The organism is Variovorax raffinosi (assembly GCF_051216615.1).
In the GTDB taxonomy this organism is placed as follows: Bacteria; Pseudomonadota; Gammaproteobacteria; order Burkholderiales; family Burkholderiaceae_C; genus Variovorax.
The window spans coordinates 40,949-65,860 of sequence record NZ_JBPJZR010000021.1; the positions used below are offsets into that span (position 1 = coordinate 40,949).

A 24,912-nucleotide genomic window follows, 5' to 3' on the forward strand; every position below is an offset into this window, starting at 1 on the left:
GTCCTTCGTGGGTTCAGTCAGGGCCGCAGCACGACGCGGTCGGTGCTGCCCGACAGCACCAGCCGGTAGGCGTCCATGGCTTCGTCGAGCGTGAAGTGGCGCGCGACCGGAAAGGGCTTGAGCGTGCCGCGCTCGAAGCCTTCGCGCATCGCGTCGAGCTGCGCGGTCGAGGCCACGCAATCCATCGCGAGCGAGTCGATGCCCACGAAGGTGTGCATGCCGCGGTAGAACGCGAAGATGTCGAAGGGCACCGCGCGGTCGTGCGTGGCAATGAAGATCTGCGTCGCGCCCTTGGCCATCGCCTTGTTGGCGGCTTCGAAGTAGGCGCTGCCCACGGTGTTGTAGACGATGTGCGCGCCGCGCCCGTCGGTCAGCTCGCGCACCCGCGCGGCCACGTCGGTGTGATGGCGCGCGTCGATCGTGTCCACCGTTCCGCTCGCAAAGCCCGCGTAGGGCCCGGCATGGCGCTGCACCGCGATCACGCGCGCGCCGGCCTGCGACGCAAGCTGCACGGCCGCCTGCCCGACCTTGCCGTTGGCGCCGAGCACCAGCACCGTCTGCCCGGCCTGCGGCATGCCGCTGCGGCGAAAGCCTTCATAAGCGGTGACGAAGGGCACGCCCACCGCGCCGGCCTCGTCCATCGAAATGCCACGGGGCTTGGCGCGCAATGCGGCTTCGGGCAACACGAGGTAGCGCGCATGCGAGCCGTCGCGCGTGATGCCGTTGTCGCCACCCGAGCCGTAGACCTCGCGGCCGATCCATTCGGTGGGCCCGCTCACGACGGTGCCCGCGAAGTCGCGGCCCGGCGTCCGGGGCCAGACCGCCTGCGGCATGAGGCCCAGCGTTGCCTTGACGTCGCTCGGGTTGACCGCTGCTGCGGCGATGCGCACCACGGCGTGGCCGGGGGGCGGTGTGGGTTCTGACTGCGGTGCGGCTTCGAGCTTCAGTGCGTCGAGGTTGGCGGCTTTCTCATGCACGCGCAGCGCGCGCGAGGTGTGAACGGGGTGCATGGCTGCGACGCTCATCGCTTAGCTCCTTGCACGGTGTGTGCGTCGGGCAAGCCCAGCATCGTGCGCGCCTCGCGTGGGTTGGCGATCTCGCCGCCCAGGCTCAGCAGGATGTCGCGTGCCTTCGCCACGAGCTGCGCGTTGCTCTGGGCCAGCACGCCCTTTTCGAGGTAGATGTTGTCTTCCATGCCCACGCGCACATGGCCACCCAGCAGCCAGGCCTGCGCGACGATGGGGAACTCCATGCGGCCGATGCCAAAGGCACTCCAGAAGGCGCCGCGCGGCAGCATGTTGCGGGCGTACAGCAGCGTCTCTGGCGTCGGTGCAAAGCCGTACTTCACGCCGAGCACGAAGGTCCACATCGCGGGGCCGTCCAGCGTGCCGTCGGCAATGAGGTCGAGCGCGAGGTTGATGTCGCCCGAATCGAAAATCTCCAGCTCGGGCTTCACGCCCGCTTCGCGGATCACCTTCGCCATGCGGCGCACGTTCTTCGGCGTGTTCATCACCACGTCGGGGCCGGAGTTCATGGTGTTGAGGTCGAGCGAACACACGTCGGGCCGGATGAGCGCGATGTGCTCCACGCGCTTCTCGGGCGGCAGCAGCGTGGTGCCGGGCGCGGCGATCTTCGGATCGTCCTCGCTCGGAATGAAGCGCCCGCCCGGGCCGGTCGTGAGGTTGATGATCAGCTCGCGGTTTTCGCGGCGGATGCGCTCGACCACCTCGCGGTACAGGTCGATCTCCATCGAGGGCTTGCCGGTCTCGGGGTGGCGCACATGGATGTGCACCTGCGCCGCGCCGGCTTCGGCGGCGGCCAGGCATTCGTCGGCGATCTGCACCGGCGTGATCGGCAGGTGCGGCGTCTGCTCGGGCTTCACGAGGTTGCCCGTGACGGCGCAGGTGATGAGGGTCTTGCCGGTGCTCACAGGTGGCGCCCTCCATCGACCACGATGCGCGTGCCGGTGACGAAGCGCATCGTCGTCGCGAGCGCCTCGACCGTGGCGGCCACGTCGTCGGGCTTGCCGATGCGGCCCAGCGGCGTGGTGCTCGCCATCTTGCTTGCGAACTCCGCGCCGCGGCCCGGCACGAAGCCCGACTCGACCGCGCCCGGCGACACCGACACCACGCGCACCGCCGGCGCGAGCGCCTTGGCCAGCGCATCGCCGACCACGTCGAGCCCGGCCTTGGCCGCGACATAGGCCAGGTTGCTGCCCACGCCCGTGAAGCCCGCGATCGAGGAGATGTTGACCACCAGTCCGTCGCCGCTGGCCTTGAGCATCGGCGCGAAGGCGCGGATGGTCGCGAACACGCCGCGGAAGTTGGCACGCACGATGTCGTCGATGAGTTCGTCGGTCAGCGCATCGAGGTCGCCGGCCGCCACGGGCTGCGTGTGCCCCGCGCTGTTGACCAGGATGTCGCAGCGCCCGTGCGTGGCCTTCACCTTGGCGGCGGCCGCGTTCAGGCTGGGCGTGTCGACGATGTCGGCGCAGATCGCGCCGTGGCGCTGTCCGTTGGCATGGGCCAGGGCGGCCGCGCGCGCGGCCGCATCGTCGCCTTTGCGGTGCAGCAGCACGCAGGTGGCGCCAAGCGCGGCCAGGCGCGTGGCCGTGGCGTAGCCGATGGCGCCAAGGCCACCGGTGATGACGGCAACCTTGCCGTCGAGTCGGGAGACAGGATCGAAGCTCATGGGATGACGTGGAGTTGTGGAGTCAGGAGATCAGGGGATTGGTGGGCGGGGGAACTTCATCTCGCCCGGCTCGAGCTGGAAGTCGTACTGCAGCGTGGCGGTCTTGCCGTCGGGCGCCAGGGCGAAGCGGCCGATCAGCCGCTGCGTCACGCCGAAGGTCGGGTCGCTCTCCAGGTTCTCGTCGTCATCGGCGAACACCTGCGTGATCAGCACCTTGTGCTTCGGCTTGCTCACCATGAAGTGCAGGTGCGCCGGCCGGTTGGGGTGGCGCCGTTGCGCGCGCAGCAGCACGCCGCAGGGGCCATCGGTCGGCACCGGGTAGCCGGCCGGCCGCACGCTGAAGAAATGAAAGCGCCCTTGCGCATCGGTCGTGAAGCGGCCGCGCAGGTTCATGTCGTCCTGCGACGGGTCCTGGTTTTCGTAGAGGCCCACGGGCGAGGCCTGCCACACGTCGACCGTGGCACCGGCCACCGGCTGGCCCTTGCCGTCGCGCACCGTGCCTGTCACTTCCAGCGGAATGCCCGGCGTGCCTGAACGCGCGATGTTGTCGCCCGCCGCACAGGCCGGGGAGTTCGCGCGCCAGAAGGGCCCCAGCAGCGCGGCCGGCGATTCGCCTTGCGGGTCCTGGTTGTTCTGCAGCGCCACCACGGTGGACACGCCGAGGATGTCGGCCGCCAGCACCACTTCGTTCTTGGTCTCGCCGGTGGCGTGGCCGATGGCGACGATGAATTCGAGCGCCTGCTCGAACTCTTCCTCGCTCAGCTTCACCTCCTGCACGAAGGCATGCAGATGGCGCGTGAGCGCTTCCATCACGGTGCGCAGCCGGGGGTCGGGCGTGCGCTTCATGGCGTCGAGCGTGAAGCCCAGCACCGAGTCGGGAGAGGTGGCGATGTTCATGGGGTGGTTTATGCAATCGTTTGCACGATATTAGTCCAAATCTCCAAAAAGTAAAATGGAGGGGTTCGGTACCCATGAATGGCGTAGAGCCACCGTCAGTCACAAGCCTCGGCGACAATCGTTTGCACCAATGAAGCCCAATCCGCCTTCCGCCACCGCCTCTCCCGTCACCATCCGCGACGTCGCCAGCGCCGCCGGCGTGCATGTGTCGACCGTTTCGCGGGCGCTCAGCCCCGAGAAGCGGTCACTGATCAGCGAGGAAGTGCTGCGCGTGGTCGAAGAGGCGGCGCAGCGCCTGGGCTACCGGCCCAACCGCGCGGCCTCGGCCCTGCGCACCGGGCGCACCCACACCATCGGCGTGCTGGTGCCCGACATCACGAACGCGGTGTTCCCGCCGATCCTGCAAGGCATCGAGGCCAGCGCGGCGGCGCGCGGCTACTTCGTCTTCGTGACCAACGTGGTCGACCATGCGCTCGCGCGCCCGGTGCTCGAACGCATGCTGGCGCAGCGCGTCGACGGCGTGATCCTTGCCACCGCCACGCGCGACGATCCGCTGGTCGACTTCGTCACCAAGGCCGGCATGACGGCCGTGCTGGTCAACCGCGCCGACGAAACCGGCCGCCTGCCCGCCGTGGTGAGCGACGACCGGCTCGCGATGAAGCTCGCGGTCGATCACCTCGTGGGTCTGGGCCACAAGCGCATCGCGCACCTGGCGGGGCCGCAGAACATTCCGACCGGCGTCGGCCGACGCCTGGGCGTGGAGCAGGCGCTGCGCGACCACCGCATGAAGCCGTTCCGCGTGGTCGAGTGCGCGAGCTACAGCCGCGAGGCCGGTGCCGTTGCCATGCAGCAGATGCTCGAAGCGGGGCCGGCGCCGCAGGCGGTGGTGTGCTGCAACGACCTGGTGGCGCTCGGCGCCTACGACGCATTGCGCGCGGCGGGCCTGCGCGTGCCGAAGGACATTTCGGTGACGGGCCACAACGACATGCCGCTGGTCGACATGGTCGATCCGCCACTCACCACCATCCGCCTGCCGCACCGCGAGCTGGGTTGGCGCGCGGCCGAGATGCTGTTCGAGGAGATCGATGGGCGCTCGATGTCCGCATCGACCGTGGTGCTGCGGCCGGAGTTGGTGGTGCGCAAGTCGACCGGCGCGCCGGCCGCGGCGCGATAGCTGGCCCCTACCACCAGGCGGCGATGTCGTCGCTCAGGCCCGCAAGAAGAAGCGCCAGGGCGACCAGCGCGATCATCATCTTCGTGCGCAGCGACAGCCCTTCCTTGGGCGCGTAGGCATCGGCACCACCGCTGAAATGCACGCCGCAGTGCGGACAGCGCAGCGCATGGCCGTAGACCGGTTCCTTGCAACGGATGCAGGGCACTTCACCGGGCGCCAACTCTGTTGTGGGCGGGTTGGCGTCGCGCGATGCCTGTTCCGAAGCGAGCCGTTGCCGCTGCTGTTGCAGCCGGGCCCGGCGCTCGCGGTGAGCGGCCAGGTCGATGGGCTCGTGGGAGCTGTTGTTGTTGTCGTTGTTGTCGGGCATACGGCTGAAACTCAGGTCTGGCGCGCGCGTGGCGCGGTCTTCTTGCGCGCTGCCGGCCGGCGCGGCGGCTTGGCTTCGAGCACCAGCTCGGCCGGCAGCGTGTCATTCCACGATTCGGTGAAGTAGGCGCGATCGCTCGGCACCAGCCCGGGCAGTGCGTCGCGCAGCAAAGCCAGCGACTGCTCGGCCGCCTTCAGCTCGCCCGCATGTGCCGCATACCAGGCGTGTTCGAACAGCAGGCTGCAATGCTGAAGGCCCGGATAGCGGCGGCGCCCGGCCTGATGGTCGGCCAGCCGCGCCTGCGCCACATCGACCCAGCGCGCCGGCCAGTGCGCCGCATCGAAGGCATCGGCCAGCGGGCCGGCGAGCTTGGAGACCGCGCCCGGGTCCAGCGGTTTCTGTGCGCGGAACTGCGCGAGCGTGGGCTGCGATTCGGGTCGGCAGTGGCCGCGCGCAATGCGCATCAGGTAAATGGCGTTCCAGGCCGAGCGGCCCTGGCCGTCGGTGTGGCCGCACAGCCATTCGCTGAAGGCGATCCACTGCACGGCGCGGCGCGTGGTGTCGGCGTTGCCGTCGTGCGAGAGCGTGGGCAGGTCGCTCAGCCCGACGCGGTCGAACAGCCAGGCGGCCATGCCCATGTTGGCGGCCACGTGCTGCGCCGCATCGAAGGAGTGCGACTCGAAGGCCGCTGCCAGTGCTTCGCCGAAACGGCGCAGCGACTCTTCGGCGAGCGTGGCGGCCGTGGGCTTGTCGTCGGCGGACAGCCCCAGCGCGCGCGAGCGGCACACCAGCGCCCACAGGTTGCACCACTCGAAACGCACGTCGGGGTGATGCCGCAGCACCAGCCCGCGCGCCGCGTCTTCGGCCATGCCGCTCAGCAGCGATTGCGCCAGCGGCAGGTCGCGCGCCGTGTAGGCACACCAGGCCGAGACGATGCATTCCATCGCGCCCAGGTAGTCGTTGCCCGCGACGTGATGCGCAAGGCGCTGCTTCTTGAGCGCCTGCAGGCGGCGCCGCGCCTGCTCGTTGTCGCCGAGGCGGCGCCACAGCATCGCCTCGTTGAGCGTGACTAGCGCGCGCTGGAAGTCGGTGGCGGCCAGCGTGCCGGCCAGGCCGATCGATTCGAGCGCACTCGCCGGCTGGCCCGTCACGCTGCCACCGGCAACGGGCGCCATGAGCCGGCCCTGCCGCGCCGCCTGCTGCGAGGCGACCAGTTGCTTCCAGAACGCGGCGTCCTGCAGGTGCACCGCATCGGGCGGCGGCGAGCCGGGCGACGCCGCACGGGCCTTGCGGGAACGCAGCCCGAGGAAAGACGCGACCTCGGCCGCCGTGGCCGCACGGCCACCGACCAGCATGCGCACGCGTTTCGCTTCGGCGGCCGGCAGCCAGAAGGGGCCCTGGCTGCGCCGCTCGGCATTCAGGAAGCGCGGCTCGCGCTGCGTGTCCTCGCCCCAGCCGACCTCGATGTCCCAGGTCTTGAAGTCGCGGAACGCGCGGCTCACGACCATGCGCAGGGTGCTCGCGTCGGAGACTTCGCCGCGCAGGTCGGCCAGCCGCACGAGGCCGCTTTCGGCGTCATGCGCATGCTGCATGCGCACCAGCAGCCAGAGCGACTGGAAGGCCGCGCGCCGGCCATTGACCGACTGCGGCGAGGTGAGTTCGATGGAAAGAGGGGCGGGGGCTGCGGATTTGGGCACGCCCTGAATTGAACCTCAAATTCGGCGCGCTGCCTGAAGGAATGCGCCGGATTTCGTCAGCTCAGCGATGGCGGTCCAGCAGCTCCTGTACTTCGCTGCGGCCGATGCCCAGGTCGCGCAGTTCATGGTCGCTCATGTCGGACAGATGCCCGGCGTCCGCCCGATGGCGGTTGCGCTCCGCCATGCGACGGTGCCAGAGGCGCAGCGCATGCATCAGGCGTTGAGGGAAGGGTGAGTACGTCGGCGCGGTCACGATGGGCTCCTGGTTGGGGAGCGCTCATCTTCCGGCGCTGCGTGCTATTGTGGAAGTTGAGATTCCTGAACCCTTTGATCAGCATTCCTGATGCGACAACTCAACCTCGACCAGCTTCGCACGCTCATCGCCATTGCCGACCTGGGCACCTTCTCGGCGGCGGCCAACGCGCTGCATCTTGCGCAGCCCACGGTGAGCCTGCACATCAGCGAACTCGAATCGCGACTGGGCGCGCCGCTCGTGGTGCGCGGCAACCGGCGCGTCACGCCTACCGCGGCCGGCGCGGCGTTGGTGGAGCGCGGGCGCAAGCTGCTGCGCGACACCGACGAGGCGGTCGATGCCGTCAAGCGCCAGGCCGAAGGCCGCACCGGCCGCGTGCGGCTGGGCACTTCGACCGGTGTGGTGGTCGACCTGTTGCCGCAGGTGCTCGAAGCGCTGGGCGTGGTGCATGCGGGCATCGATGTCGAGGTCAGCATCCTCGGCTCCAACGATGCGATGGCGCGGCTGGCGGCCGGCACGCTCGACATCGGGCTGGTCGCGATGCCGCAGCCGCCGCAGCGCGACCTGGTCGTCACGCCGTGGCGCGACCAGCCCATGATGGCTTTCGTGCCACAGCGCTGGAAGGCGCCCAAGCGCGTCACGCCGGCGTGGCTGGCGGCGCAGCCGCTGATCTTCAACGACGCCACCACGCACATGTACCGGTTGTCGATGGAGTGGTTTGCCGCGGCCGGTTTCGCGCCGCGCGCGCGCATCGAGTTGAACTACGACGCCGCCATTCAAAGTCTGGTGGCTGCCGGCTACGGTGCCGCGCTGCTGCCGCTGCAGAAGGCGGCCGACGTAGCAGCGATCAACAACGAGCGCGTGCAGGTGTTGCCGATCACGCCGAAGCTCACGCGCCGCCTGGGCATTGCGCACCGCCAGCCGGCGATGCTCGACGGTGCCACGCAGAGCGTGCTGAAGGTGCTGACGACTTTTCGCCAGCTCTGATTCGGGTTCGCCGTCTTCTTCAGCCCTGGCCGGGCTTGCGCACGCCGAGCGAAAGAATTTCGCTGGCGTTGACGATGGCGGCGGCGATCTCTTCCATGGTGGTGCGCTTGCTCATGGCCTGTTCGCGGATCAGGTCGTAGGCCTGGCCTTCGGACACGTTGTGCGTTTTCATCAGCACCGCCTTGGCTTCGGCGAGTTGCCGCACGCCGAGCAGCTTGGCCTCGACCTTGCGCAGGCGCCGCGCGAGCGAGCGGCTTTCCTTGTGCGCCTCGCGCGCAACGACCAGCGCTGAAAGCAACCCGAACGAGCGCACCGGCGAGGGCAGCACGGCCTTGGCGCCGATCTCCAGAACAGCCTCGACGATGGTCGGGTTCTCGTAGGTGACGACCGCGATGATGGCGGGCGCATCTTCGTTCTGCGTCCACTCGAAGCGCAGGTTGATGAAGTCGGGCTGCACTGCCATGAAAGCGACGTCGATGCCTTCGGGCAGCACCTGTACCGGCGGCCAGAAGGCTTGCACCTGGCAGCCGATGCGCTGGAGTTGCTGTGTGAGCTGTCGGCCGTCCGCGTCGTCGGGGTGGATCACGGCGATCTTCAGCAGCCGCAGTTCTTTCAACTGCGGCGGTGTCACCCTGAGGGTGTGTCTTTTGGGCGCTGTGCCGTCCACGTTCAAGCCCTCCTTGGGGCCGACGCAATGCGGGCTTGTGTGTCTTTGGGGCGCTGCTGTTCAGGGCGCGTGCGAATGACGCCAGGTGCTCCCCTCCGCGAATGTCCCCCGCTTCGCTCCTCCTTTATTTCGCTGCGGGGAGCACCTGGTGTCATTCGCACAGGGCACGCTGCTGGTGAATCGCCGATCAACGACTGCTCTGTCCAGCGCTCGCGCCGATACGGGGCTCTTTTTCGCGAAATCAAGGAGGAGCGAAGCGGGGGACATTCGCGAAAAAGAGCACCGTGTCGGCGTGAGTGCCGCCCTGAAGAAGGGCAGCGCCAAAAACAACGCACCAACAGCACAAAGCGACGAACGGAAGAACAGGCTTTCATCCTAGGCTTCCAGCGTGTCGAGCTTGGCCGTCCAGTCGCCCAGCGAATGCGTGACAAGGTAAGGGTCGGGGTACACCGCGCGCGTGGCCTGCCGCACGATGGTGAACTGCCCGTGCGCATCGACCCGGCCCACACGCGGGTACAGGCAGGTGTGGTGGTTGGACGGGTCGATCTTCACCCGCCCCTGCGGTGCATCGAACTCGCTGCCCAGGATGTGCGGCAATATCTCCGCGATGCCATCACCGCCCGCCTGCCGGTACGCATTGGCGAAGATGTGCATCTGGAAGTACGACGCCTCCCAGCACAGGTTGGGTACGCAGCCATCACCGAAACGCTCGCGCAGCCGCGCCAGGCAACGCCGGTTGGCGGGCGAGTCGATCGACTGGAAATACGGCGCCGCCGTGAAGTGCCCCGTCGCCACGCCACGGCCCATCTGCGAGATCTCGGCCTCCGAGGTCGTGAGGCTCGCGATCGGCATGGCCCTCGGGTCGAAGCCCGCTTCGGCGTACGCGCGGTAAAGGCTCGCGGTCGAATCGCCCACCACGGTCGAGAAGATGAAGTCCGGCTGCTTGTCGCGGATGTCGTCCATGATCGCGCGGTAGTCTTTTTCGGTGGCGTCCAGCGCCACGTAGCGCTCGCCCAGCTTCTCGCTGCCGGGGCGCTGCATCACCAGCTCGCCCATGATGCGGTTCGACTCGTAGGGGTAGATGTAGTCGGAGCCGATCAGGTACACGCGCGCACCGAAGTTCGTGGTCATGAACTCGGCCAGCTGCACGCTGTTCTGGTTGGGCGCGGCGCCGGTGTAGATCACGTTGCCCGAGTACTCGAAGCCTTCATAAAGCGTGGGGTAGAACAGCAGCTTGTTCCACTTCTCGATCACCGGAATCACGGCCTTGCGGCTGCTCGACATGTAGCAGCCGAAGATCACGTTGACGCGGTCTTGCACGATCAGCTTTTCGGCCAGCTGGGCATAGCGCGCGGGGTTCGATTGCGGGTCGTGGCGCACGGCCACGATCTCGCGGCCATCGACGCCGCCGGCCTCGTTGATCTCCTCGATGGCGAGCAGCGCACCCTGCAACTGCGACAGCCCGATGGTCGAGGTGACGCCGGTTTCCGAGTAAAGGATGCCGACGCGAATGGGGTCCTTGTCAGCCACTGGGGTGTCTCCTGGATGTGTGAAGCATCATTCTCCTCAGTTTGCGGCGGCCAGTCGCGCGCTCATGCGCGCCAGCCGCACCGGCAGGCTGCGTGCGTCGTCGGCGATGCAATAGTTGCGCCAGCCGAAGATGCGGCGCACGTAGGCATCGGCCGCGCCATCGACCGCGATGCAGGCGGTGCGCACACCGGCTTCGCGCGCTTCGGTCACGGCCATGCGGGCGTCTTCGATCAGGTACTGTGGGTCGTGCACGTCGATGTCGGAGGGCGCGCCGTCGGTCACCAGCAAGATCGCGCGCTGCCCGGCCGGCTCCGCGCGCAGGTGCGCGGCGGCATGGCGCAGCGCGGCGCCCATGCGCGTGGAATAGCGCCCGCGCACCGCGCCGATCATGGCGCGCGAGGGGGCTTCGAGCGGCTTGCCGAATTCGAGCAAACGGTAGTAATAAACCTCGTCGCGCGTGTTGGACGAAAAGCCGTGGATCGCCAATCGGTCGACGCCCTGTCGCGCAGTCGAATTCGATGGCGCGGCCAGCAGCAGCGCGGCCTGCTTCTCGATGTCGAGCAGCGAGCGCGTTTGTCCTCCTTGCCCCGCGTCGTTCACCGATTCCGACAGGTCGAGCAGCACCAGCACGCTGGTCGCGCGCGGCGCCTTGCCGGGGCGCATGAAAAGGCGCGGGTCGGGTCGCAGTCGCAGGCGGCGGTCGACCAGCACTTCGATGGCGGCGTTCAGGTCAACGTCGTCGCCCTCCCACTGGCGGCGCAGGCGATGGGTGCGGTCGAGGTGACGCGCGCGCGGCAGGGCGAGCGGGGTCAAGCGTTCGTTGCTGGCGGCAGACTGTTCACGCACCGGCGACAGGCCCTGCCATGCCGGCAGCTTCTCGATCACCGTGCACCAGTCGGGCCGCAGGCGTTCCTGCTTGCGGTCCCATTCGGGGTAGCTGTAGCGGCCCAGTTCGAGTTCGGTGCCGCCTTCGGGTGGTGGGCCATCGCTGTTGTCGCTGCTTGCATCGGAAGGTGGTGGCGGCCGTGCGCCTGACTGCTGCAGCGCGATGGCGTCGTCCGGCGGCGTTTCGGCCTCGCCGAAATCCCACAGGTAGCTGTTGTCGTCACGCCAGGGTGCCGGCACCGCGTAGTGCTGCGGATCGAAGCGCACGCGCATCTGGCCGAGGTCGTTGGCCAGGATCGATGCGATGGCGCGGAAGGCGTCGTAGTCTTCCAGCCCTGCGGAGGCTGCGGTCTCGTCGAACAGGCGGTGCGCCTTGTTGACCCAGTGGTTGTCGTCCTGCCATGCGGGCAGCATCAGCAATCGGTCCATGCGCGAGACGAGCGCGGCGAAACTCAGGTCGGAAGCATCGGGCACCGGCGCGAGGGCTTCGGCGAACCAGCCATGCACGCCGGGGAAATCGCGGCACAGCAGATGCTCGACGCGCGCATCCTCGATGGCCGACACCACCGCGATGCCCATGGGCTTGAGCGTGCGCGTCGGCCGCGCGGGCACCGAGTGCCGCAGATGCGCCACCGCGTGCGCGACCATCGCGCGGCGCAGGCGGGCATCGCTGCCTTCGGGCAACAGCAGCCGCTTCGGCGTGAGCACGGCCCGCGCGTGCGACACGGTGGTCAGCGGCTGCACCTCGATATCGACACCGGCCAGCCCGCGCGCGAGCAGGCCCAGCGCCTCGAACCTGAGCGCGTGCCCGTCGCTCATCCGAACTGCGCGGCCACGAAGCCCTGCAGCGCGCTCGCCATGTCGGGGTCGTCGGTGAGCGCGCGGGTCATCGTCATGTCGCAGCTGTCGCGCGGCGACACGCCGTCGCGGATGAGCACGCCCGCATAGATCAGCATGCGCGTCGACACGCCTTCGTCGAGCCCGCGATGCTTCAACTCGCGCGAGCAACGCGCGATGGCCACCAGCTTCGCGGCCAGGTCGAGCCCGACCCCGGCCTCGTGCGCGACGATCTCCGCTTCGAGCGTGCTGTCGGGGTAGTCGAACTCCAGCGCCGCGAAGCGCTGCCGCGTCGAAGGCTTCATGTCCTTCGCGCTGCTCTGGTAGCCGGGGTTGTACGACACCACGAGCTGGAAGTCGGGGTGCGCGTGCACCAGCTCGCCCTTCTTGTCGAGCGGCAGGATGCGGCGCGCATCCGTCAGTGGGTGGATCACCACCGTGGTGTCCTGCCGCGCCTCCACCACCTCGTCGAGGTAGCAAATGCCGCCGTGGCGCACCGCCAGCGTCAACGGCCCGTCGTGCCAGGCCGTGCCGTTCGCATCGAGCAGGTAGCGCCCGACGAGGTCCGACGCCGTCATGTCCTCGTTGCACGCCAGCGTGACCAGCGGCCGCCCGAGCGACCACGCCATGTGCTCCACGAAGCGGGTCTTGCCGCAGCCGGTCGGCCCCTTGAGGATCAGCGGCATGCGATGGCGGTAGGCCTGTTCATACAGCGTCACTTCATTGCCGGCGGGCCGGTAGAAGGGCTCGGTCTCGATGCGGTAGCTGGCGAGCGGATCAGGGACGGCGGCATTCATGGCGTGGCGAGCAGTTCCTTGAGGGCGTTGTCGATGAAGCGCGTGTCGACCGGGCTGCTGCCACCGCCGGCAAAGTGGCCCCACACGCCCGGGATCGGCCGGCACTCGGCGTTCGGCATGTGCGACACCTCCCATTCGTTGTCGGCCACCGGAAAGTACAGGTCGCGCTCGGCCGGCATCACGATCGCGCGCGCCTTGATGGCGCCCAGCGCCTTCTTGAAGTCGCCCTTGAACACCGGGTTGTCGCTGATGTCGCCGTTCTGCCATGACCACAGCATCGCGAGCAGGTTGTTCGCGTCCTTCTGCAGGAAGAAGCCTTCCCAGTAGCCGACCAGGAAGTCTTCGAGCGAGCTGAAGCCCAGCTCGCGCCACAGTTCCTGCATGTAGAAGGGCTGCGACAAACCCCAGCCCGCGTACACGCGGCCCACCGCGCGCAAGCCCTTGCTCGGCGGCGTGGCATACCAGCCGCCGTTCCACGCCACGTCGGCCGTGAGCGCCGCCTTCACGCCTTCGAGAAACACGATGTTGTGCGGCGCCGTCTTCGCCGAGCCGCAGAAGGGCGCGATGCGCTGCACCATGTCCGGGTACAGGCAACCCCACTGGTTGGTCTGCTGCGCGCCCATCGACCAGCCCACCACCAGCGCGATGCGCTCGATGCCGAATTTCTCCGTCACCAGCCGGTGCTGCAGCGTCACGTTGTCATACAGCGTGACGTTCGGAAAGCGCGCCAGGTTGTAGGGCTCCGGCGAGTTGCTGGGCGACGACGAGAGGCCATTGCCCAGCATGTTCGGCACGATGATGAAGTACTTCGCCGGGTCCAGCGCCATGCCTGGGCCGATGAGCCATTCGTTGTCGTAGTGCTGGCCCGAGTACCAGGTCGGGTAGACGATGACGTTGCTCTTGTCGGCGTTGAGCGTGCCGTAGGTCTTGTAGGCGAGCTTTGCGTTGCGCAGGGTCGCGCCCCGCTGCAGCACGACGTCGCCGAGGTCGAAGATTTCGTAGTCCATGGGTTGTGCGTTCCCCTTGCTCAACGATGCTTCGCGGGCTCGTTCGGAATGCCCTCGATCGGACACTCGGGCGTGCCGACCGTGGTGCGTGTGAACGACTCCACCCGCTCGCGCGTGCCCTCGGGGTCGTTGATCCACTGCGTGTAGAAATTGAAGGGGCAAGCCGCCACGCCCTTGTCGCCGTCGCCCGAGTTGATGGTGCCCGTGTAGCCGCGGTGCACCAGCTTGAACAGGTGGTTCTGCGACTGGCCGTTCTTGCGCGCGTCGCGGATCAGGCCCATCGACAGTTCGGCGTAGTTGATGCCCATCTCTTCCTCGCCGCATTCGCCCAGCGTGCGGCCGTCGAAGCCGATCAGCGCCGAGTGGCCGAAGTACGAGTACACGCCGTCGAAGCCCGCTGCGTTGGCCACCGCCACGTAGGTGTTGTTCATGAAGGCCATGGCCTTCGACACCAGGATCTGCTGTTCCTTGGCCGGGTACATGTAGCCCTGGCAGCGGATGATGAGTTCGGCGCCGCGCATTGCGCAGTCGCGCCAGATCTCGGGGTAGTTGCCGTCGTCGCAGATGATCAGGCTCATCTTCATGCCCTTGGGGCCTTCGCTCACATAGGTGCAGTCGCCCGGGTACCAGCCCTCGATGGGCACCCACGGCATGATCTTTCTGTACTTCTGGACGATCTCGCCCTTGTTGTTCATGAGGATCAGCGTGTTGTAGGGCGCCTTGTTCGGATGCTCCTCATGCCGCTCGCCGGTCAGAGAGAACACGCCCCACACGTTGGCGCGGCGGCAGGCGTCCGCAAAGATTTCGGTCTCTTCGCCGGGCACGGTGGCGGCGGTGTCGTACATCTCCTTGGTGTCGTACATGATCCCGTGCGTGGAGTACTCGGGGAACACCACCAGGTCCATGCCCGGCAGGCCCCGCTTCATGCCGACCAGCATCTCGCCGATCTTGCGGGCGTTGTCCAGCACCTCGGCCTTGGTGTGCAGGCGGGGCATCTTGTAGTTGACGACCGCGACGCCAACGCAATCGTTGCTGCTCGAAATATCACCATGTCTCATGACGCTGCTCCTGAAGGGTGGTTGAAGGGGAAATGGGGAAGGGGTCTCACACGGTCAGGAAAGACCTGACCTTGTCCTGGTCGAGCGTCGCGCGCGCTTCGTCGTGCACGAGGCGCCCGCGGTCGATGACGAGAAAGCGGTCGGCCAGGTCGAGCGCGAAGCTCAGCACCTGCTCCGACACCACGATGGCGAAGCCGCGCTCGGCGCGCAGCACGTTCAGCGTCTGCGCGATCTCCTTGATGATCGAAGGCTGGATGCCCTCGGTCGGCTCGTCGAGGATCAGCAGCTTCGGCTCCGAGATCAGCGCGCGTGCAATCGCCAGCATCTGCTGCTGCCCGCCCGAGAGGTTGCCGGCGCGGCGCTGCTTCATGTCCTTGAGCACCGGGAAGAACCTGTAGAGGTAGTCGGGCACCGTGCGGTGGCCCGACTTCGCGGCACCCGACAGGATGTTCTGTTCCACCGTGAGAAACGGAAACACCATGCGCCCCTGTGGCACGAAGGCCAGGCCCTGCGCCACGCGCTGGTAGCTCGGCAGCTTCGTGATGTCGGCACCACCCAGGCGGATGCTGCCGCCACGCGCGGGCAAGAGGCCGATGAGCGACTTCAGCAGCGTGGTCTTGCCCATGCCGTTGCGGCCCATGATGGCGACCGCTTCATCGGGCGCGACGCGCAATGACACATCGCGGATGACGTGGGATTCGCCATACGCCACGTTGAGTTCGGAGACTTCGAGCATCTGATTGACTCCTTCGCTCAATGGCCGAGGTACACGTCGATCACGCGCGGATCGGCCTGCACTTCGGCGGCAGTGCCTTCGCTCAGCACGCGCCCCTGGTGCAGCACCGTCACGCGGTGCGCGATGCGCTTGACGAAGTCCATGTCGTGCTCGATCACGACCACCGACTTGCCCGCCGAGATGCGCCGCAGCAGGTCGCCGGTCTGCTCGCGCTCGCGCGGGCTCATGCCGGCCACGGGCTCGTCGAGCAGCAACAGCTCGGGCTCCTGCATCAGCAGCATGCCGATCTCCAGCCACTGCTTCTGTCCGTGGCTGAGCTGTCCGGCGCGGTGGTTGATGCGATCGCTCAGAAAGACCTGCTCGGCCATCGCATCGATGCGCTCGCGCAGCGCGGGCGTGCGGCGAAAGGTCAGTGACTGCAGCAGGCCGTGCATGCGCGGCAGCGAGATCTCGAAGTTCTCCAGCACCGTGAGGTCTTCGTAGACCGAGGGCGTCTGGAACTTGCGGCCCACGCCGGCGCGCACGATCTCGTATTCATTCAGGCGCCCCAGGTCCTGGCCGTTGAACAGCACACGGCCCGCGCTCGGCTTGGTCTTGCCGCAGATCATGTCCAGCAGCGTGGTCTTGCCCGCGCCGTTCGGCCCGATGATCACGCGCAGCTCATTGCGCTCGACCGACAGGCTCAGGCCGTCCACCGCCTTGAAGCCATCGAAGGACACGGTGAGGTCTTCCACGCGCAGGATCTGCTCGTTCGAGTGCGAGAAGCCGGTGGCCGCCTGCGGCATGCCGTTGTGGGGCAGGGTCATCGTGGCGTTCATGGCGCAGCCTCCGCGCCGCGCCGGCGCGCCAGCAGCTTCTGGCCCAGGCCCGCGAGCCCGTTCGGCATGGCCCACACCACGAGGATGAAGACGGCGCCCAGGAAGTACAGCCAGCCTTCGGGAAAGGTCTCCGACAGGTACGACTTGAGAAAGCCGATGAGCAGCGCGCCGATCACCGCGCCGGGAATCGACAGCCGCCCGCCGACCGCCGCGTAGATCACCATTTCCACCGAGGCCACCACGCCGATCACGCCCGGTGCGATCAGCCCCACCTGCAGGCTGTAGAACGCCCCGCCGATGGACGACAGCACCGCCGCCACCGCAAACACGAAGGCCTTCATGTGCGCCGTGTTGTAGCCGCTGAAGCGCACGCGGTCTTCGCGGTCGCGGATGGCGATCAGGATCTTGCCGAAGCGGCTGCGCACGATGAGCAGCGACACCGCCATCACCAGCGCGATGGCCAGCACCTCGACGAAGTACATGACGCGCTTGGCATCGTCGCCCGTGATGTCCCAGCCCAGCAGCGTGCGGAAATCGGTGATGCCGTTGGCACCGCCGGTGTCGCCCTGCTGGCCGATCACCACCACGGTGAGCGTGAGCGCCAGCGACAGCGTGACGATCGCGAAGTACACGCCGCTCACGCGCCGCTTGAAGATGGCGTACGAGAACACATACGCCAGCACCGCCGGAATCGCGAGCACGCCGACCACGGTCCAGCCCAGCGAGTGGAAGGGAATCCACCACGAAGGCAACTGGTCGACGCTGCTCCACACCATGAAGTCCGGCAGCTCGGGCGCGGAGGCTTCGAGCTTGAGGAACATCGCCATCATGTAGCCGCCCAGGCCGAAGAACATGCCCTGGCCCAGGCTGAGCACACCGCCGTAGCCCCAGGTGAGCACCACGCCGACCGCGACGAACGCGAAGGCCAGGTATTTGCTCACGAGGTTCAGGCGGAACGGGTCGAGCGTGAGCGGCAGCACCACGGCCAGCAGCAGCAACACGGCCGCCATGCCGGCGAGGTCGCTCCTGCGTTGGGGAGAAAGCTTCTTCATGCCCATGCCGTCAGCTCCTCGACCGCGTCGCGAACAGCCCGTTGGGCCGGAAGTACAGCACCGCGATCACCAGCAGCAGGATGGTCGCCTTGGCCATCGAGCCGCTCATCAGGTATTCGAGCCAGGTCTGCGACTGCGCGATGGCAAAGCCCGACAGCGCAGTGCCGATCAGGCTCTGCACGCCGCCGAACACCACCACGATGAACGAGTCGACGATGTAGAGCTGGCCGGTGCCGGGGTTGGTCGAGCCGATCATCGTGAACACCGCGCCCGCGATGCCCGCAAGCCCGGAGCCCAGCGCGAAGGTCATCGCATCGACGCGGTGCGTGTCGATGCCCACCGCGCCCGCAATCGCGCGGTTCTGCGTCACCGCGCGTACCTTCAGCCCCCATGGCGTGCGGTACAGCAGCAGGTACACGCCGATGGCGACGATGGCCGTCAGCCCCACGATGAAGATGCGCGTCAGCGGCAACTGGATGCCCGCCGTCGGTTCCCACGCTCCCGCGAGCCACGAGGGCAGCGGCACGCTCACTTCCTGCGCGCCGAAGACCGAGCGGTAGGCCTGCTGCAGCATGAGGCTCAGGCCCCAGGTCGCGAGCAGGGTGTCCAGCGGCCGGTCGTAGAAGAAGCGGATGAAGCCGCGCTCCAGCACATAGCCGAACGCGAAGGTCACGCCGAACGCGAACGGAATCGCGGCGAACAGGTACAGGTCCATCCAGCCCGGCGCGAAGTGCTCGAAGAAGCGCGCCGCCAGGTAGGTCATGTAGGCGCCCAGCGCCATCAGCTCGCCGTGCGCCATGTTGATGACGCCCATCAGGCCGAAGACGATGGCCAGCCCGATGGCCATCAGCAGCAGGATGGTGAACAGGCTCACGCCGTTGAAGACCTGCATCACCGCGATGTCGAAATTCATGTCGGCGTCCGGCTCAGACCTTGGGGAAGGGGTTGGGCTCGACCAGCTGCGGCGATTCCCACACGATGTCGAACTGGCCGTCGGGCCGCGCACGGCCCACGCGCACCTTCTTCCACACGTGGTGGTTGGTGGCGTGCACGCGCACCGTGCCTTCGGGCGCATCGAGTTCCACGCCGGCCGCGGCGGCCGTGACCTTGTCGACGTCGAATGATTTCGCCTTCTCGACAGCCGCCTTCCACAGGTACACGCAGTTGTAGGCGACCTCCATCGGGTCGCCGATCACGCGGTCTTGCCCGTACTTCGCCTTGAAGGCCTTCACGAACTTCTCGTTGGCCGGCGACTTGATGCTCTGGAAGTAGCCCATGCAGGCGTAGTAGCCGGCGGCGTTGTCCTTGCCGATGCCCTCGATCTCGTTCTCCGACACCACGGTGGACAGCAGCACCTGCTTGGCGCCATCGAGCCCGGCCGCGCGCAGCTGCTTGTAGAGCGCCACGTTGGAGCCGCCCACCACCGTGCTGTAGATGCAGTCGGGCTTGGCGGCCTTGATCTTGTTGATGATCGAGGAGAACTCGGTGTGGCCCAGCGGCGCGTATTCCTCGCCCACCACCTTGCCGCCGGCCTTGGTGATGGCCGGCTTCGCGATCTTGTTGCAGGTGCGCGGATAGATGTAGTCGGAGCCCACCAGGAAGAAGCTCTTGCCCTTCTCGCGCGCCATCCATTCGACTGCCGCGATCACCGATTGCGTGGCCTCCTGCGAGGGATAGAACACGCGCTTGTCCTGCTCCTGGCCTTCGTAGTAGGTCGGGTAGAACAGCAGCCCCTTGGCCTGGTTGAGCACCGGCAGCAGCGCCTTGCGCGAGGCCGAGGTGTAGCAGCCGATGATGGCCGCGACCTTGTCGCGCTCCAGCAGCTTGCGCGCCTTCTCGGCGAACACCGGGTTCTCGCTGGCGCCGTCTTCCACCACGGCCTCGATCTTCTTGCCCATCACGCCGCCGGCGGCGTTGATCTCTTCGATGGCGAGCTTTTCTGCATCGACCAGCGAGGCCTCGGCGATGGCGATGGTGCCCGAGAGCGAATGCAGCAGGCCGAGTTTCACGGTGTTGCCGTCCTGCGCGGCGGCCAGCCGGGCCACGCTGCCCGCGGCGCTCAGCACGATCATCGAGCCGCCGGTCTTCACGATCTGGCGGCGGTTGAAGGGGTTCGTCATGTCAAATTCCTTTGCTTTGTGTTTGTGCGAGTCATCAGGAACATCCGACCTTCGAAGCCGTGCATTGGGTGTCTCCTCCCGCCGCGCGGCTCCTGCAAACGAGCTTGGAACGTCACCGGTTTTTCTTCGGGCAAAGCTCCGCCCCCGGATGACGCGCATCCGTTTTGAAAAGGCTTCGTTGCGACCGAAAAAACAAAAAAGCCCGAACCGGTGTTGAAACCGATTCGGGCTTTATTGCCCGACGCCTCGCTGGCAGCACTGGCAGCGGGTGTCGTATGACTGGTAACGATTGCTCGTTGGGGCGGATTCTTCTCAACTCACCCCGGTGTGAACATACGCTTTTTCGCTAATTGGCGAAAGCGCAGGGCGTGTGTTATTCGCGCGCAATGTCTCCGGTGGATGCGATCAGCGAGGACGTGCGAAATCCGCTTCGATCCAGGCCGTGGCGCTGGACGCCGTGAGCTTGAAGGCGGGCGAGACATTGACGCTGGCCAGTTCCGAGTCGTCGTCATCGTCGTGCGCGCTGAGCGTGGCCGAGGGGTTGTCCTCGTCGGGCACGATGGACAGCGACACGCGGATGCGCCGGTCGTCGCGCGCGGTGACGGTCACGCTCTTGTTGAGCGAGGCGTGCAGTTGCTGCTCGTGGCGGCGGATGACTTCGGCGGCGGTCTTCACCAGCGTCGAGAAGGCGGGGCCGTCGAGCGGCTTGGGGTTCTTCTTGTCGCGGCCCATCGTCCAGGGGCCGACGAGCGCGGGCTCGGGGTCGCCCAGGCGGGTCATCTCCACGGCCCAGCCGTCGTCTTCTTCGTTCTTGATGACGCGGGCGGTCCAGAGTTCGTCGCGCCAGAGGCGGGGTTCCTGGAGGGGGAGGTCGTTGTCTGCTGAGTCTGTCATTCGGTCTTTTGGGTTCGTGCGCGGGCTATTTTCCCCTGTGCCTTGGCCGGTTCCGACGCGCCCACGTACTGTTGCAATCCTTCGACCAGCGCATCGAAGGCCACGCGGCAGCGCGGGCTGTTGCGCAGGTCTTCATGCATCGTGATCCAGGTCTCCAGCTTCATCGAGAAGATGCGCGGCATCAGGCGCACCAGCGTGTCGCTGCGCCGGGCCAGCCCGACCTGGCAGATGCCGATGCCCGCACCGGCGCGGATCAACGCCAGTTGCGCCAGGTCGCTGTCGGTGCGCAGCGAGAAGGTGTCGCGGCCGTAGCCCTTGAATGCCTTGCCTGCGCTGCGCACGAAGGCCGAGGGCTGGTCGTAGCCGATCACTGCATGGTCCGACAGTTCTTCGAACTTGCGCGGCGTGCCGTGGCGCGCAAGGTAGTCGCGGTGCGCATGAAAGCCAAGTTCGATCTGCCCGATGCGCCGCGCCACCAGTTGCTCTTGCCTGGGGCGCACCATGCGCACGGCGATGTCGGCCTCGCGCCGCAGCAGGTCCTGCACGCGGTTCGTTGCCACCAGCTCGACCTTCAGCGCCGGATGCGCCTCGCGCAGCCGCGCGACGATGGGCGGCAGCACCTCGACGCTGATCACCTCGCTGGCCGACACCCGCACCACGCCGCGCACGCCTTCGCCCTGGCTGGTGGCCGCGCGCGCCAGCGACGCGGCGGTGCTTTCCATGGCCTCGGCATGGGTGCGCAACGCCAGCGCGATGTCGGTGGGCAGCAGCCCGACCTGCGAGCGCGTGAAGAGCACCACGCCCAGCGCTTCTTCGAGCGCGGCCACGTGGCGCCCGGCCGTGGGCTGCGTGATGCCCAGCGCGCGCGCCGCGCCTGAAAGAGAACCCTCGCGCAGCACGCTGAGGAAGGAGCGGTACAGCTCCCAGCCGATGTCTGGAGTCATGCATAAATGTATAGCTGCTGGCTCATGTTCGGCAATTCCAATCCAACCCGTCCGGTTCCAGAATTCACCCATCGACAACTGTTCTGGAGCATTTCATGGCACGCAACGACACGGTTCTGGTTCTGGGCGCCACGGGTGGCATCGGCGGCGAGGTGGCTCGCCAACTGTGCGACGCGGGCTGGCAGGTGCGGGCGCTCAAGCGCGGCGCCACCGAAGGCAAAAGGGACGGCATCACCTGGTTCGCCGGCGACGCGATGGACGCGCAGGCCGTGCGACAGGCCGCGAAGGGCTGCTCGGTCATCGTGCATGCGGTCAACCCGCCCGGCTACCGGGGCTGGGCACAGCTGGTGCTGCCGATGCTCGACAACACCATTGCCGCTGCCAAGGCCGAAGGCGCGACCATCGTGCTGCCGGGCGCGGTCTACAACTTCGGCCCCGATGCCTTTCCGCTGCTGAAGGAAGATTCGCCGCAGCACCCGGTCACGCGCAAGGGCGCGATCCGGGTCGAGATGGAAAAGCGCCTTGAAGACGCCAGCCGCGAAGGCGGGGTCCGCGTGCTGATCGTGCGTGCCGGCGACTTCTTCGGCCCGAAGCCGGGCAACAACTGGTTCTCGCAGGGGCTGGTGAAGGCGGGGCTGCCGGTCAAGGCCGTGAGCTACCCCGGCCGGCCCGGCATGGGGCACCAGTGGTCTTACCTGCCGGACGTGGCACGTACCATGGTCGAGCTGCTGGCGCGCCGCGACAGGCTGGAGCCCTTCGCGCGCTTTCACATGGCCGGCCAATGGGACGCAGATGGCACGCGCATGAGCGGTGCGATCCGCAAGGTGGTGGCGCGCCGCACGGGTGCACCAGCGCCGCGCGTGTCGGCCTTTCCGTGGTGGCTGCTCACGCTGGCCTCGCCCTTCGTCACCACCTTTCGCGAAATGCGCGAGATGCGCTACCTGTGGCAGACACCGGTGCAGATGGACAACGCGAAGCTGGTGGCCTTTCTCGGGCGCGAGCCGCACACGCCGCTCGAAGAGGCGGTGGAAGCCGCGCTCGACGGCATGGGCAGCCTTGGCACTGCGCCGGTGGCAGTGACCGCGTAAAACTTAGAACACCGACAGGCCCGTGCGCGCGACGAACAGTTCGAGCGCCTTCATGCCCAGCAGCGAATTGCCGGTCGCATCGAGCGCCGGCGACCACACGCAAAGCGTGAGCTTGTCGGGCACCACGGCCACGATGCCGCCGCCCACGCCGCTCTTGCAGGGCAGGCCGATGGAAAAAGCCACGTCGCCCGCCGCGTCGTAGGTGCCGCAGGTCAGCATCAGCGAATTGATGCGCCGGGTCTGCCGCTCGCCGGTGATCTCGGGCTCGCCGTCGATGGGGTGTGCGCCATCGCGGCACAGGAAGGCGGCGGCGCGTGCGAGCTGGCGGCAGCTCATGCGCAGCGCGCACTGGTGGAAGTAGACGTCGAGCACCGTGGCGACGTCGTTGTCGAGCTTGCCGAAGCTCTTCATGAAGTTGGCCAGCGCGAAGTTGCGAAAGCCGGTGTCGGCTTCCGACTGCGCCACTTCGTCGTCGAAGCCGATAGGCTCGCCGCACAGGCTGCGCATCAGCGCGAGGATGTCGGCCTTGGCGCTGCCGCCGGTGGCCAGCGCCTGGCTCACGAGCCGGTCGGCCACCGCGATGGCGCCGGCATTGATGAAGGGATTGCGCGGCTTGCCCTGTTCGTTTTCGAGCTGCACCAGCGAGTTGAACGGATTGCCCGAGGGCTCGCGTCCGATGCGCTCCCACAGCGCGTCGCCCACGTGCTGCATCGCGAGCGTGAGCGTGAAGAGCTTCGAGACGCTCTGGATCGAGAAGGGCGTTTCGAAATCGCCCGCGCCCGCTTCTTCGCCAGCGCAGGTGCGCAGCGCAATGCCGAACTGCCGCGCATCGACGCGTGCCAGCGCCGGGATGTAGCTGGCCACGGTGCCGTCCTGGCCGAGTTGCGGGCGCAGGGTGGCGACGATCTCGTCGAGGATGGGCTGGAATTTCATGGCGGGGGTCATGCAGTGCGTTGGGTATCGGGGCGCCGGTTGACCAGCACGATGCCCAGTGCCACGCCGATCAGCGCCACGATCAGTTGCGCCGTGAGCGGCTCCTTGAGCAGCACCACGCCGAACACCAGCGCGAACAGCGGCGTGAGAAAGGTGAAGGACGACATCTGCGTGGCCGGGTAGTGCCGCAGCAGCCACATCCAGGTGAGGTAGCTCGCGAACGCGCCGATCACCGTCTGCAGGCCGATGGAGGTCCAGGCCCAGGCCGAGTACGAAAAACCCCAGTGCTCGCCGAGCACCAGCGACAGCACCGGGCACACCGCCGCCGTCACGGCCACTTGATAGAACAGCGTTTTTTCGGCGCTGGCCGTGGCCAGCTTCGTGGTGCGCAGCGTCAGCGTGGTCAGCCCCCAGAGCATGCCGGCCGCCAGGCCCATCGCATCGCCGATCAGTTGCGACGAACTCATGTGGCCGAAGCCTTCGCTGAAGGCCAGCACCACGCCCGCGAACGCGATGAACAGGCCCAGCCATTGAAAGCCGCGCAACCGCTCCGCCGGCACCCAGCGCGGCAGCAGCAGCGACACCCAGAAGGGCGCGGTGTACAGGAACACCGTGAGCCGCGAGGCGCTGGTGTGCTGCAGCCCCAGGTAGATGCCGGCGAACTCGCCCGAGAACAGCAGGCCCGCGAGCAGGCCGGGCCACAGCGTGCCGTCGCGCTCGAACAGCGGCACGCCGCGCCACGCGCACCACAGCCACAGCAGCAGGGTGGCGCCGATCATGCGGATCGAGGCCTGCCACATCGGCGGCACCTCGGCCACTGTTGTCTTGATGAGGATCTGCTGCAGGCCCCAGAACGCGCAACAGGCGATCAGCAGGCCGATGGCGAGGGAGTCGAGGTGGGTCTTGCGCTGGATCATTCGTGTCTCATCTGGCGGGCTCTGTCTTGCGCAAGGCAGGAAGGCCCAGGGCCGGTCATCGTAGCGCGTGGCGTGCGTTGTCGTGCACCGGTGCCGCATCGCCTCCGCTAGCATCGGCTTTCGTCTCGGGTACCGCTCCTTCCCGCGGCCCCGCATCCGGTACAGGTGCGGGGTGCTGGAGGTATCTCATGGGTCTGCAGACCTTCTCGTGGCTGCTGCTTGCGGCCAGTGTCGTGGCCGAGGTGGCTGGAACGATGGCGCTTCGATATGCGGACGGGTTCACGCGCCTGGCGCCGTCGCTGGTGGTCGGGGCTTCGTATGCGCTGGCCATCTGGCTCATGTCGCTCGCTATCCGGCAGCTCGACGTCGGACTGGCGTACGCGGTGTGGGCGGGCTGCGGAACGGCGCTGACGGCGGCGCTCGGCATGCTCTGGTTCGGCGAGGCGGTGACGCTGCCGCGGACTCTCGGCCTCGTGTTGATCGTTGCCGGCGTGGTCGTGCTCAACCTGGAAACGCAGCAAGCCTGATCCGCCGTTTCGCGCGGCAGCGGCAGCAGCAGTGCG

27 protein-coding genes are annotated in these 24,912 nt (G+C 67.4%); 5 read left to right on the top strand and 22 right to left on the bottom strand.

Features of this window, described 5'->3' with window-relative positions; genetic code table 11:
• Window positions 1-17: 17 nt before the first annotated feature.
• From ACSFB7_RS36065 to ACSFB7_RS36080, 4 genes are read right to left on the bottom strand one after another with little or no spacing between them, the layout of a single operon-like run.
• Window positions 18-1,025 carry a quinone oxidoreductase family protein gene (locus tag ACSFB7_RS36065; protein ID WP_435477134.1) on the bottom strand — a complete coding sequence of 336 codons (1,008 nt, stop codon included), beginning with the start codon at window positions 1,023-1,025 and terminating at the stop codon, window positions 18-20.
• Window positions 1,022-1,930: a beta-keto acid cleavage family enzyme gene (locus ACSFB7_RS36070; RefSeq protein ID WP_435477135.1), complete on the bottom strand. Its 909-nt coding sequence runs from the start codon at window positions 1,928-1,930 to the stop codon at window positions 1,022-1,024. The genes ACSFB7_RS36065 and ACSFB7_RS36070 overlap by 4 nt, the downstream gene beginning before the upstream one ends.
• Window positions 1,927-2,691, bottom strand: coding sequence for an SDR family NAD(P)-dependent oxidoreductase (locus ACSFB7_RS36075; protein ID WP_435477136.1), 765 nt, complete (start codon window positions 2,689-2,691; stop codon window positions 1,927-1,929). Before ACSFB7_RS36075 ends, ACSFB7_RS36070 begins: the two co-directional genes overlap by 4 nt.
• 30 nt (window positions 2,692-2,721) lie before the next feature.
• On the bottom strand, window positions 2,722-3,588 hold the full coding sequence (locus ACSFB7_RS36080) for a dioxygenase family protein (RefSeq protein ID WP_435477137.1): 867 nt from the start codon (window positions 3,586-3,588) through the stop codon (window positions 2,722-2,724).
• Between the two features lie 130 nt (window positions 3,589-3,718).
• Between ACSFB7_RS36080 and ACSFB7_RS36085 the strand changes: the two genes are divergently transcribed.
• Window positions 3,719-4,762, top strand: coding sequence for a LacI family DNA-binding transcriptional regulator (locus tag ACSFB7_RS36085; protein WP_435477138.1), 1,044 nt, complete (start codon window positions 3,719-3,721; stop codon window positions 4,760-4,762).
• A 7-nt stretch (window positions 4,763-4,769) separates the two neighbouring features.
• Here the strand turns inward: ACSFB7_RS36085 and ACSFB7_RS36090 are convergent, their stop codons facing one another.
• From ACSFB7_RS36090 to ACSFB7_RS36100, 3 genes are all read right to left on the bottom strand, one after another.
• The gene (locus tag ACSFB7_RS36090; RefSeq protein ID WP_435477139.1) at window positions 4,770-5,129 is read right to left on the bottom strand and encodes a hypothetical protein; all 360 of its coding nucleotides are present in this window, start codon (window positions 5,127-5,129) and stop codon (window positions 4,770-4,772) included.
• An 11-nt stretch (window positions 5,130-5,140) separates the two neighbouring features.
• Complete coding sequence (locus ACSFB7_RS36095; RefSeq protein WP_435477140.1) at window positions 5,141-6,826, bottom strand: hypothetical protein; 1,686 nt, start codon at window positions 6,824-6,826, stop codon at window positions 5,141-5,143.
• 61 nt (window positions 6,827-6,887) lie between these two features.
• A complete protein-coding gene (locus tag ACSFB7_RS36100) occupies window positions 6,888-7,079 on the bottom strand; it encodes a YjiS-like domain-containing protein (RefSeq protein ID WP_435477141.1) in 192 nt (63 codons plus the stop codon).
• A gap of 90 nt (window positions 7,080-7,169) precedes the next feature.
• Here ACSFB7_RS36100 and ACSFB7_RS36105 point away from each other — a divergent pair, with 90 nt between their 5' ends.
• Window positions 7,170-8,066 carry a LysR family transcriptional regulator gene (locus tag ACSFB7_RS36105; protein ID WP_435477142.1) on the top strand — a complete coding sequence of 299 codons (897 nt, stop codon included), beginning with the start codon at window positions 7,170-7,172 and terminating at the stop codon, window positions 8,064-8,066.
• A 19-nt stretch (window positions 8,067-8,085) separates the two neighbouring features.
• Here ACSFB7_RS36105 and ACSFB7_RS36110 read toward each other — a convergent pair whose 3' ends face one another.
• Window positions 8,086-8,733 carry an ANTAR domain-containing response regulator gene (locus tag ACSFB7_RS36110; RefSeq protein ID WP_435477143.1) on the bottom strand — a complete coding sequence of 216 codons (648 nt, stop codon included), beginning with the start codon at window positions 8,731-8,733 and terminating at the stop codon, window positions 8,086-8,088.
• A gap of 148 nt (window positions 8,734-8,881) precedes the next feature.
• Here ACSFB7_RS36110 and ACSFB7_RS36115 point away from each other — a divergent pair, with 148 nt between their 5' ends.
• Entirely contained in the window at window positions 8,882-9,112 is a 231-nt protein-coding gene (locus ACSFB7_RS36115) for a hypothetical protein (RefSeq protein ID WP_435477144.1), read from the top strand.
• On the opposite strand, the gene ACSFB7_RS36120 is transcribed toward ACSFB7_RS36115, so the two are convergent.
• From ACSFB7_RS36120 to ACSFB7_RS36175, 12 genes are all read right to left on the bottom strand, one after another.
• Window positions 9,109-10,263: a transporter substrate-binding domain-containing protein gene (locus ACSFB7_RS36120; RefSeq protein ID WP_435477145.1), complete on the bottom strand. Its 1,155-nt coding sequence runs from the start codon at window positions 10,261-10,263 to the stop codon at window positions 9,109-9,111. The two genes, ACSFB7_RS36115 and ACSFB7_RS36120, sit on opposite strands and share 4 nt — an antisense overlap.
• A gap of 36 nt (window positions 10,264-10,299) precedes the next feature.
• Window positions 10,300-11,967 carry a nitric oxide reductase activation protein NorD gene (locus ACSFB7_RS36125; RefSeq protein ID WP_435477146.1) on the bottom strand — a complete coding sequence of 556 codons (1,668 nt, stop codon included), beginning with the start codon at window positions 11,965-11,967 and terminating at the stop codon, window positions 10,300-10,302.
• Entirely contained in the window at window positions 11,964-12,782 is an 819-nt protein-coding gene (locus tag ACSFB7_RS36130; RefSeq protein WP_435477147.1) for a CbbQ/NirQ/NorQ/GpvN family protein, read from the bottom strand. Before ACSFB7_RS36130 ends, ACSFB7_RS36125 begins: the two co-directional genes overlap by 4 nt.
• The gene (locus ACSFB7_RS36135; RefSeq protein WP_435477148.1) at window positions 12,779-13,789 is read right to left on the bottom strand and encodes an alpha/beta fold hydrolase; all 1,011 of its coding nucleotides are present in this window, start codon (window positions 13,787-13,789) and stop codon (window positions 12,779-12,781) included. Before ACSFB7_RS36135 ends, ACSFB7_RS36130 begins: the two co-directional genes overlap by 4 nt.
• A gap of 20 nt (window positions 13,790-13,809) precedes the next feature.
• Window positions 13,810-14,847: an aliphatic amidase gene (locus ACSFB7_RS36140; protein ID WP_187113202.1), complete on the bottom strand. Its 1,038-nt coding sequence runs from the start codon at window positions 14,845-14,847 to the stop codon at window positions 13,810-13,812.
• Window positions 14,848-14,893: 46 nt separating this feature from the next.
• Complete coding sequence (gene urtE / locus ACSFB7_RS36145) at window positions 14,894-15,583, bottom strand: urea ABC transporter ATP-binding subunit UrtE (RefSeq protein ID WP_435477149.1); 690 nt, start codon at window positions 15,581-15,583, stop codon at window positions 14,894-14,896.
• A 17-nt stretch (window positions 15,584-15,600) separates the two neighbouring features.
• Window positions 15,601-16,368 carry an urea ABC transporter ATP-binding protein UrtD gene (gene urtD, locus ACSFB7_RS36150; protein WP_435477183.1) on the bottom strand — a complete coding sequence of 256 codons (768 nt, stop codon included), beginning with the start codon at window positions 16,366-16,368 and terminating at the stop codon, window positions 15,601-15,603.
• A 29-nt stretch (window positions 16,369-16,397) separates the two neighbouring features.
• A complete protein-coding gene (gene urtC / locus ACSFB7_RS36155; protein ID WP_435477150.1) occupies window positions 16,398-17,459 on the bottom strand; it encodes an urea ABC transporter permease subunit UrtC in 1,062 nt (353 codons plus the stop codon).
• 4 nt (window positions 17,460-17,463) lie between these two features.
• Window positions 17,464-18,366 (bottom strand): urea ABC transporter permease subunit UrtB, encoded by a 903-nt coding sequence (urtB, locus tag ACSFB7_RS36160; protein ID WP_435477151.1) that lies wholly within the window; start codon window positions 18,364-18,366, stop codon window positions 17,464-17,466.
• 13 nt (window positions 18,367-18,379) lie between these two features.
• Window positions 18,380-19,573: an urea ABC transporter substrate-binding protein gene (gene urtA, locus ACSFB7_RS36165; RefSeq protein WP_435477152.1), complete on the bottom strand. Its 1,194-nt coding sequence runs from the start codon at window positions 19,571-19,573 to the stop codon at window positions 18,380-18,382.
• A gap of 405 nt (window positions 19,574-19,978) precedes the next feature.
• On the bottom strand, window positions 19,979-20,467 hold the full coding sequence (locus tag ACSFB7_RS36170; RefSeq protein WP_435477153.1) for a hypothetical protein: 489 nt from the start codon (window positions 20,465-20,467) through the stop codon (window positions 19,979-19,981).
• Window positions 20,464-21,411 carry a LysR family transcriptional regulator gene (locus ACSFB7_RS36175; protein WP_435477154.1) on the bottom strand — a complete coding sequence of 316 codons (948 nt, stop codon included), beginning with the start codon at window positions 21,409-21,411 and terminating at the stop codon, window positions 20,464-20,466. Before ACSFB7_RS36175 ends, ACSFB7_RS36170 begins: the two co-directional genes overlap by 4 nt.
• A gap of 95 nt (window positions 21,412-21,506) precedes the next feature.
• On the opposite strand from ACSFB7_RS36175, the gene ACSFB7_RS36180 reads away from it, so the two are divergent.
• Window positions 21,507-22,499, top strand: a complete 993-nt coding sequence (locus ACSFB7_RS36180; RefSeq protein ID WP_435477155.1) for an SDR family oxidoreductase — start codon at window positions 21,507-21,509, stop codon at window positions 22,497-22,499.
• A 3-nt stretch (window positions 22,500-22,502) separates the two neighbouring features.
• Here ACSFB7_RS36180 and ACSFB7_RS36185 read toward each other — a convergent pair whose 3' ends face one another.
• Both ACSFB7_RS36185 and ACSFB7_RS36190 read right to left on the bottom strand, forming a co-directional pair.
• Window positions 22,503-23,432: a glutaminase gene (locus tag ACSFB7_RS36185; RefSeq protein ID WP_435477156.1), complete on the bottom strand. Its 930-nt coding sequence runs from the start codon at window positions 23,430-23,432 to the stop codon at window positions 22,503-22,505.
• Between the two features lie 8 nt (window positions 23,433-23,440).
• Window positions 23,441-24,349, bottom strand: coding sequence for a DMT family transporter (locus ACSFB7_RS36190; protein WP_435477157.1), 909 nt, complete (start codon window positions 24,347-24,349; stop codon window positions 23,441-23,443).
• A 188-nt stretch (window positions 24,350-24,537) separates the two neighbouring features.
• Here ACSFB7_RS36190 and ACSFB7_RS36195 point away from each other — a divergent pair, with 188 nt between their 5' ends.
• Window positions 24,538-24,876, top strand: coding sequence for a DMT family transporter (locus tag ACSFB7_RS36195; protein ID WP_435477158.1), 339 nt, complete (start codon window positions 24,538-24,540; stop codon window positions 24,874-24,876).
• The last annotated feature ends 36 nt before the right edge of the window (window positions 24,877-24,912 follow it).

What these genes read in the sequence shown, in the direction of transcription:
- ACSFB7_RS36105 (WP_435477142.1), top strand. Translation starts at nt 7,170, where the DNA reads ATGCGACAACTCAACCTCGACCAGCTTCGCACGCTCATCGCCATTGCC.
- urtE (WP_435477149.1), bottom strand. Translation starts at nt 15,583, where the DNA reads ATGCTCGAAGTCTCCGAACTCAACGTGGCGTATGGCGAATCCCACGTC.
- urtC (WP_435477150.1), bottom strand. Translation starts at nt 17,459, where the DNA reads ATGGGCATGAAGAAGCTTTCTCCCCAACGCAGGAGCGACCTCGCCGGC.
- ACSFB7_RS36090 (WP_435477139.1), bottom strand. Translation starts at nt 5,129, where the DNA reads ATGCCCGACAACAACGACAACAACAACAGCTCCCACGAGCCCATCGAC.
- ACSFB7_RS36075 (WP_435477136.1), bottom strand. Translation starts at nt 2,691, where the DNA reads ATGAGCTTCGATCCTGTCTCCCGACTCGACGGCAAGGTTGCCGTCATC.
- ACSFB7_RS36195 (WP_435477158.1), top strand. Translation starts at nt 24,538, where the DNA reads ATGGGTCTGCAGACCTTCTCGTGGCTGCTGCTTGCGGCCAGTGTCGTG.
- ACSFB7_RS36170 (WP_435477153.1), bottom strand. Translation starts at nt 20,467, where the DNA reads ATGACAGACTCAGCAGACAACGACCTCCCCCTCCAGGAACCCCGCCTC.
- ACSFB7_RS36180 (WP_435477155.1), top strand. Translation starts at nt 21,507, where the DNA reads ATGGCACGCAACGACACGGTTCTGGTTCTGGGCGCCACGGGTGGCATC.
- ACSFB7_RS36065 (WP_435477134.1), bottom strand. Translation starts at nt 1,025, where the DNA reads ATGAGCGTCGCAGCCATGCACCCCGTTCACACCTCGCGCGCGCTGCGC.
- ACSFB7_RS36175 (WP_435477154.1), bottom strand. Translation starts at nt 21,411, where the DNA reads ATGACTCCAGACATCGGCTGGGAGCTGTACCGCTCCTTCCTCAGCGTG.
- ACSFB7_RS36140 (WP_187113202.1), bottom strand. Translation starts at nt 14,847, where the DNA reads ATGAGACATGGTGATATTTCGAGCAGCAACGATTGCGTTGGCGTCGCG.
- ACSFB7_RS36085 (WP_435477138.1), top strand. Translation starts at nt 3,719, where the DNA reads ATGAAGCCCAATCCGCCTTCCGCCACCGCCTCTCCCGTCACCATCCGC.
- ACSFB7_RS36185 (WP_435477156.1), bottom strand. Translation starts at nt 23,432, where the DNA reads ATGAAATTCCAGCCCATCCTCGACGAGATCGTCGCCACCCTGCGCCCG.
- ACSFB7_RS36125 (WP_435477146.1), bottom strand. Translation starts at nt 11,967, where the DNA reads ATGAGCGACGGGCACGCGCTCAGGTTCGAGGCGCTGGGCCTGCTCGCG.
- ACSFB7_RS36190 (WP_435477157.1), bottom strand. Translation starts at nt 24,349, where the DNA reads ATGATCCAGCGCAAGACCCACCTCGACTCCCTCGCCATCGGCCTGCTG.
- urtD (WP_435477183.1), bottom strand. Translation starts at nt 16,368, where the DNA reads ATGCCGCAGGCGGCCACCGGCTTCTCGCACTCGAACGAGCAGATCCTG.
- ACSFB7_RS36130 (WP_435477147.1), bottom strand. Translation starts at nt 12,782, where the DNA reads ATGAATGCCGCCGTCCCTGATCCGCTCGCCAGCTACCGCATCGAGACC.
- urtB (WP_435477151.1), bottom strand. Translation starts at nt 18,366, where the DNA reads ATGAATTTCGACATCGCGGTGATGCAGGTCTTCAACGGCGTGAGCCTG.
- ACSFB7_RS36080 (WP_435477137.1), bottom strand. Translation starts at nt 3,588, where the DNA reads ATGAACATCGCCACCTCTCCCGACTCGGTGCTGGGCTTCACGCTCGAC.
- urtA (WP_435477152.1), bottom strand. Translation starts at nt 19,573, where the DNA reads ATGACGAACCCCTTCAACCGCCGCCAGATCGTGAAGACCGGCGGCTCG.
- ACSFB7_RS36135 (WP_435477148.1), bottom strand. Translation starts at nt 13,789, where the DNA reads ATGGACTACGAAATCTTCGACCTCGGCGACGTCGTGCTGCAGCGGGGC.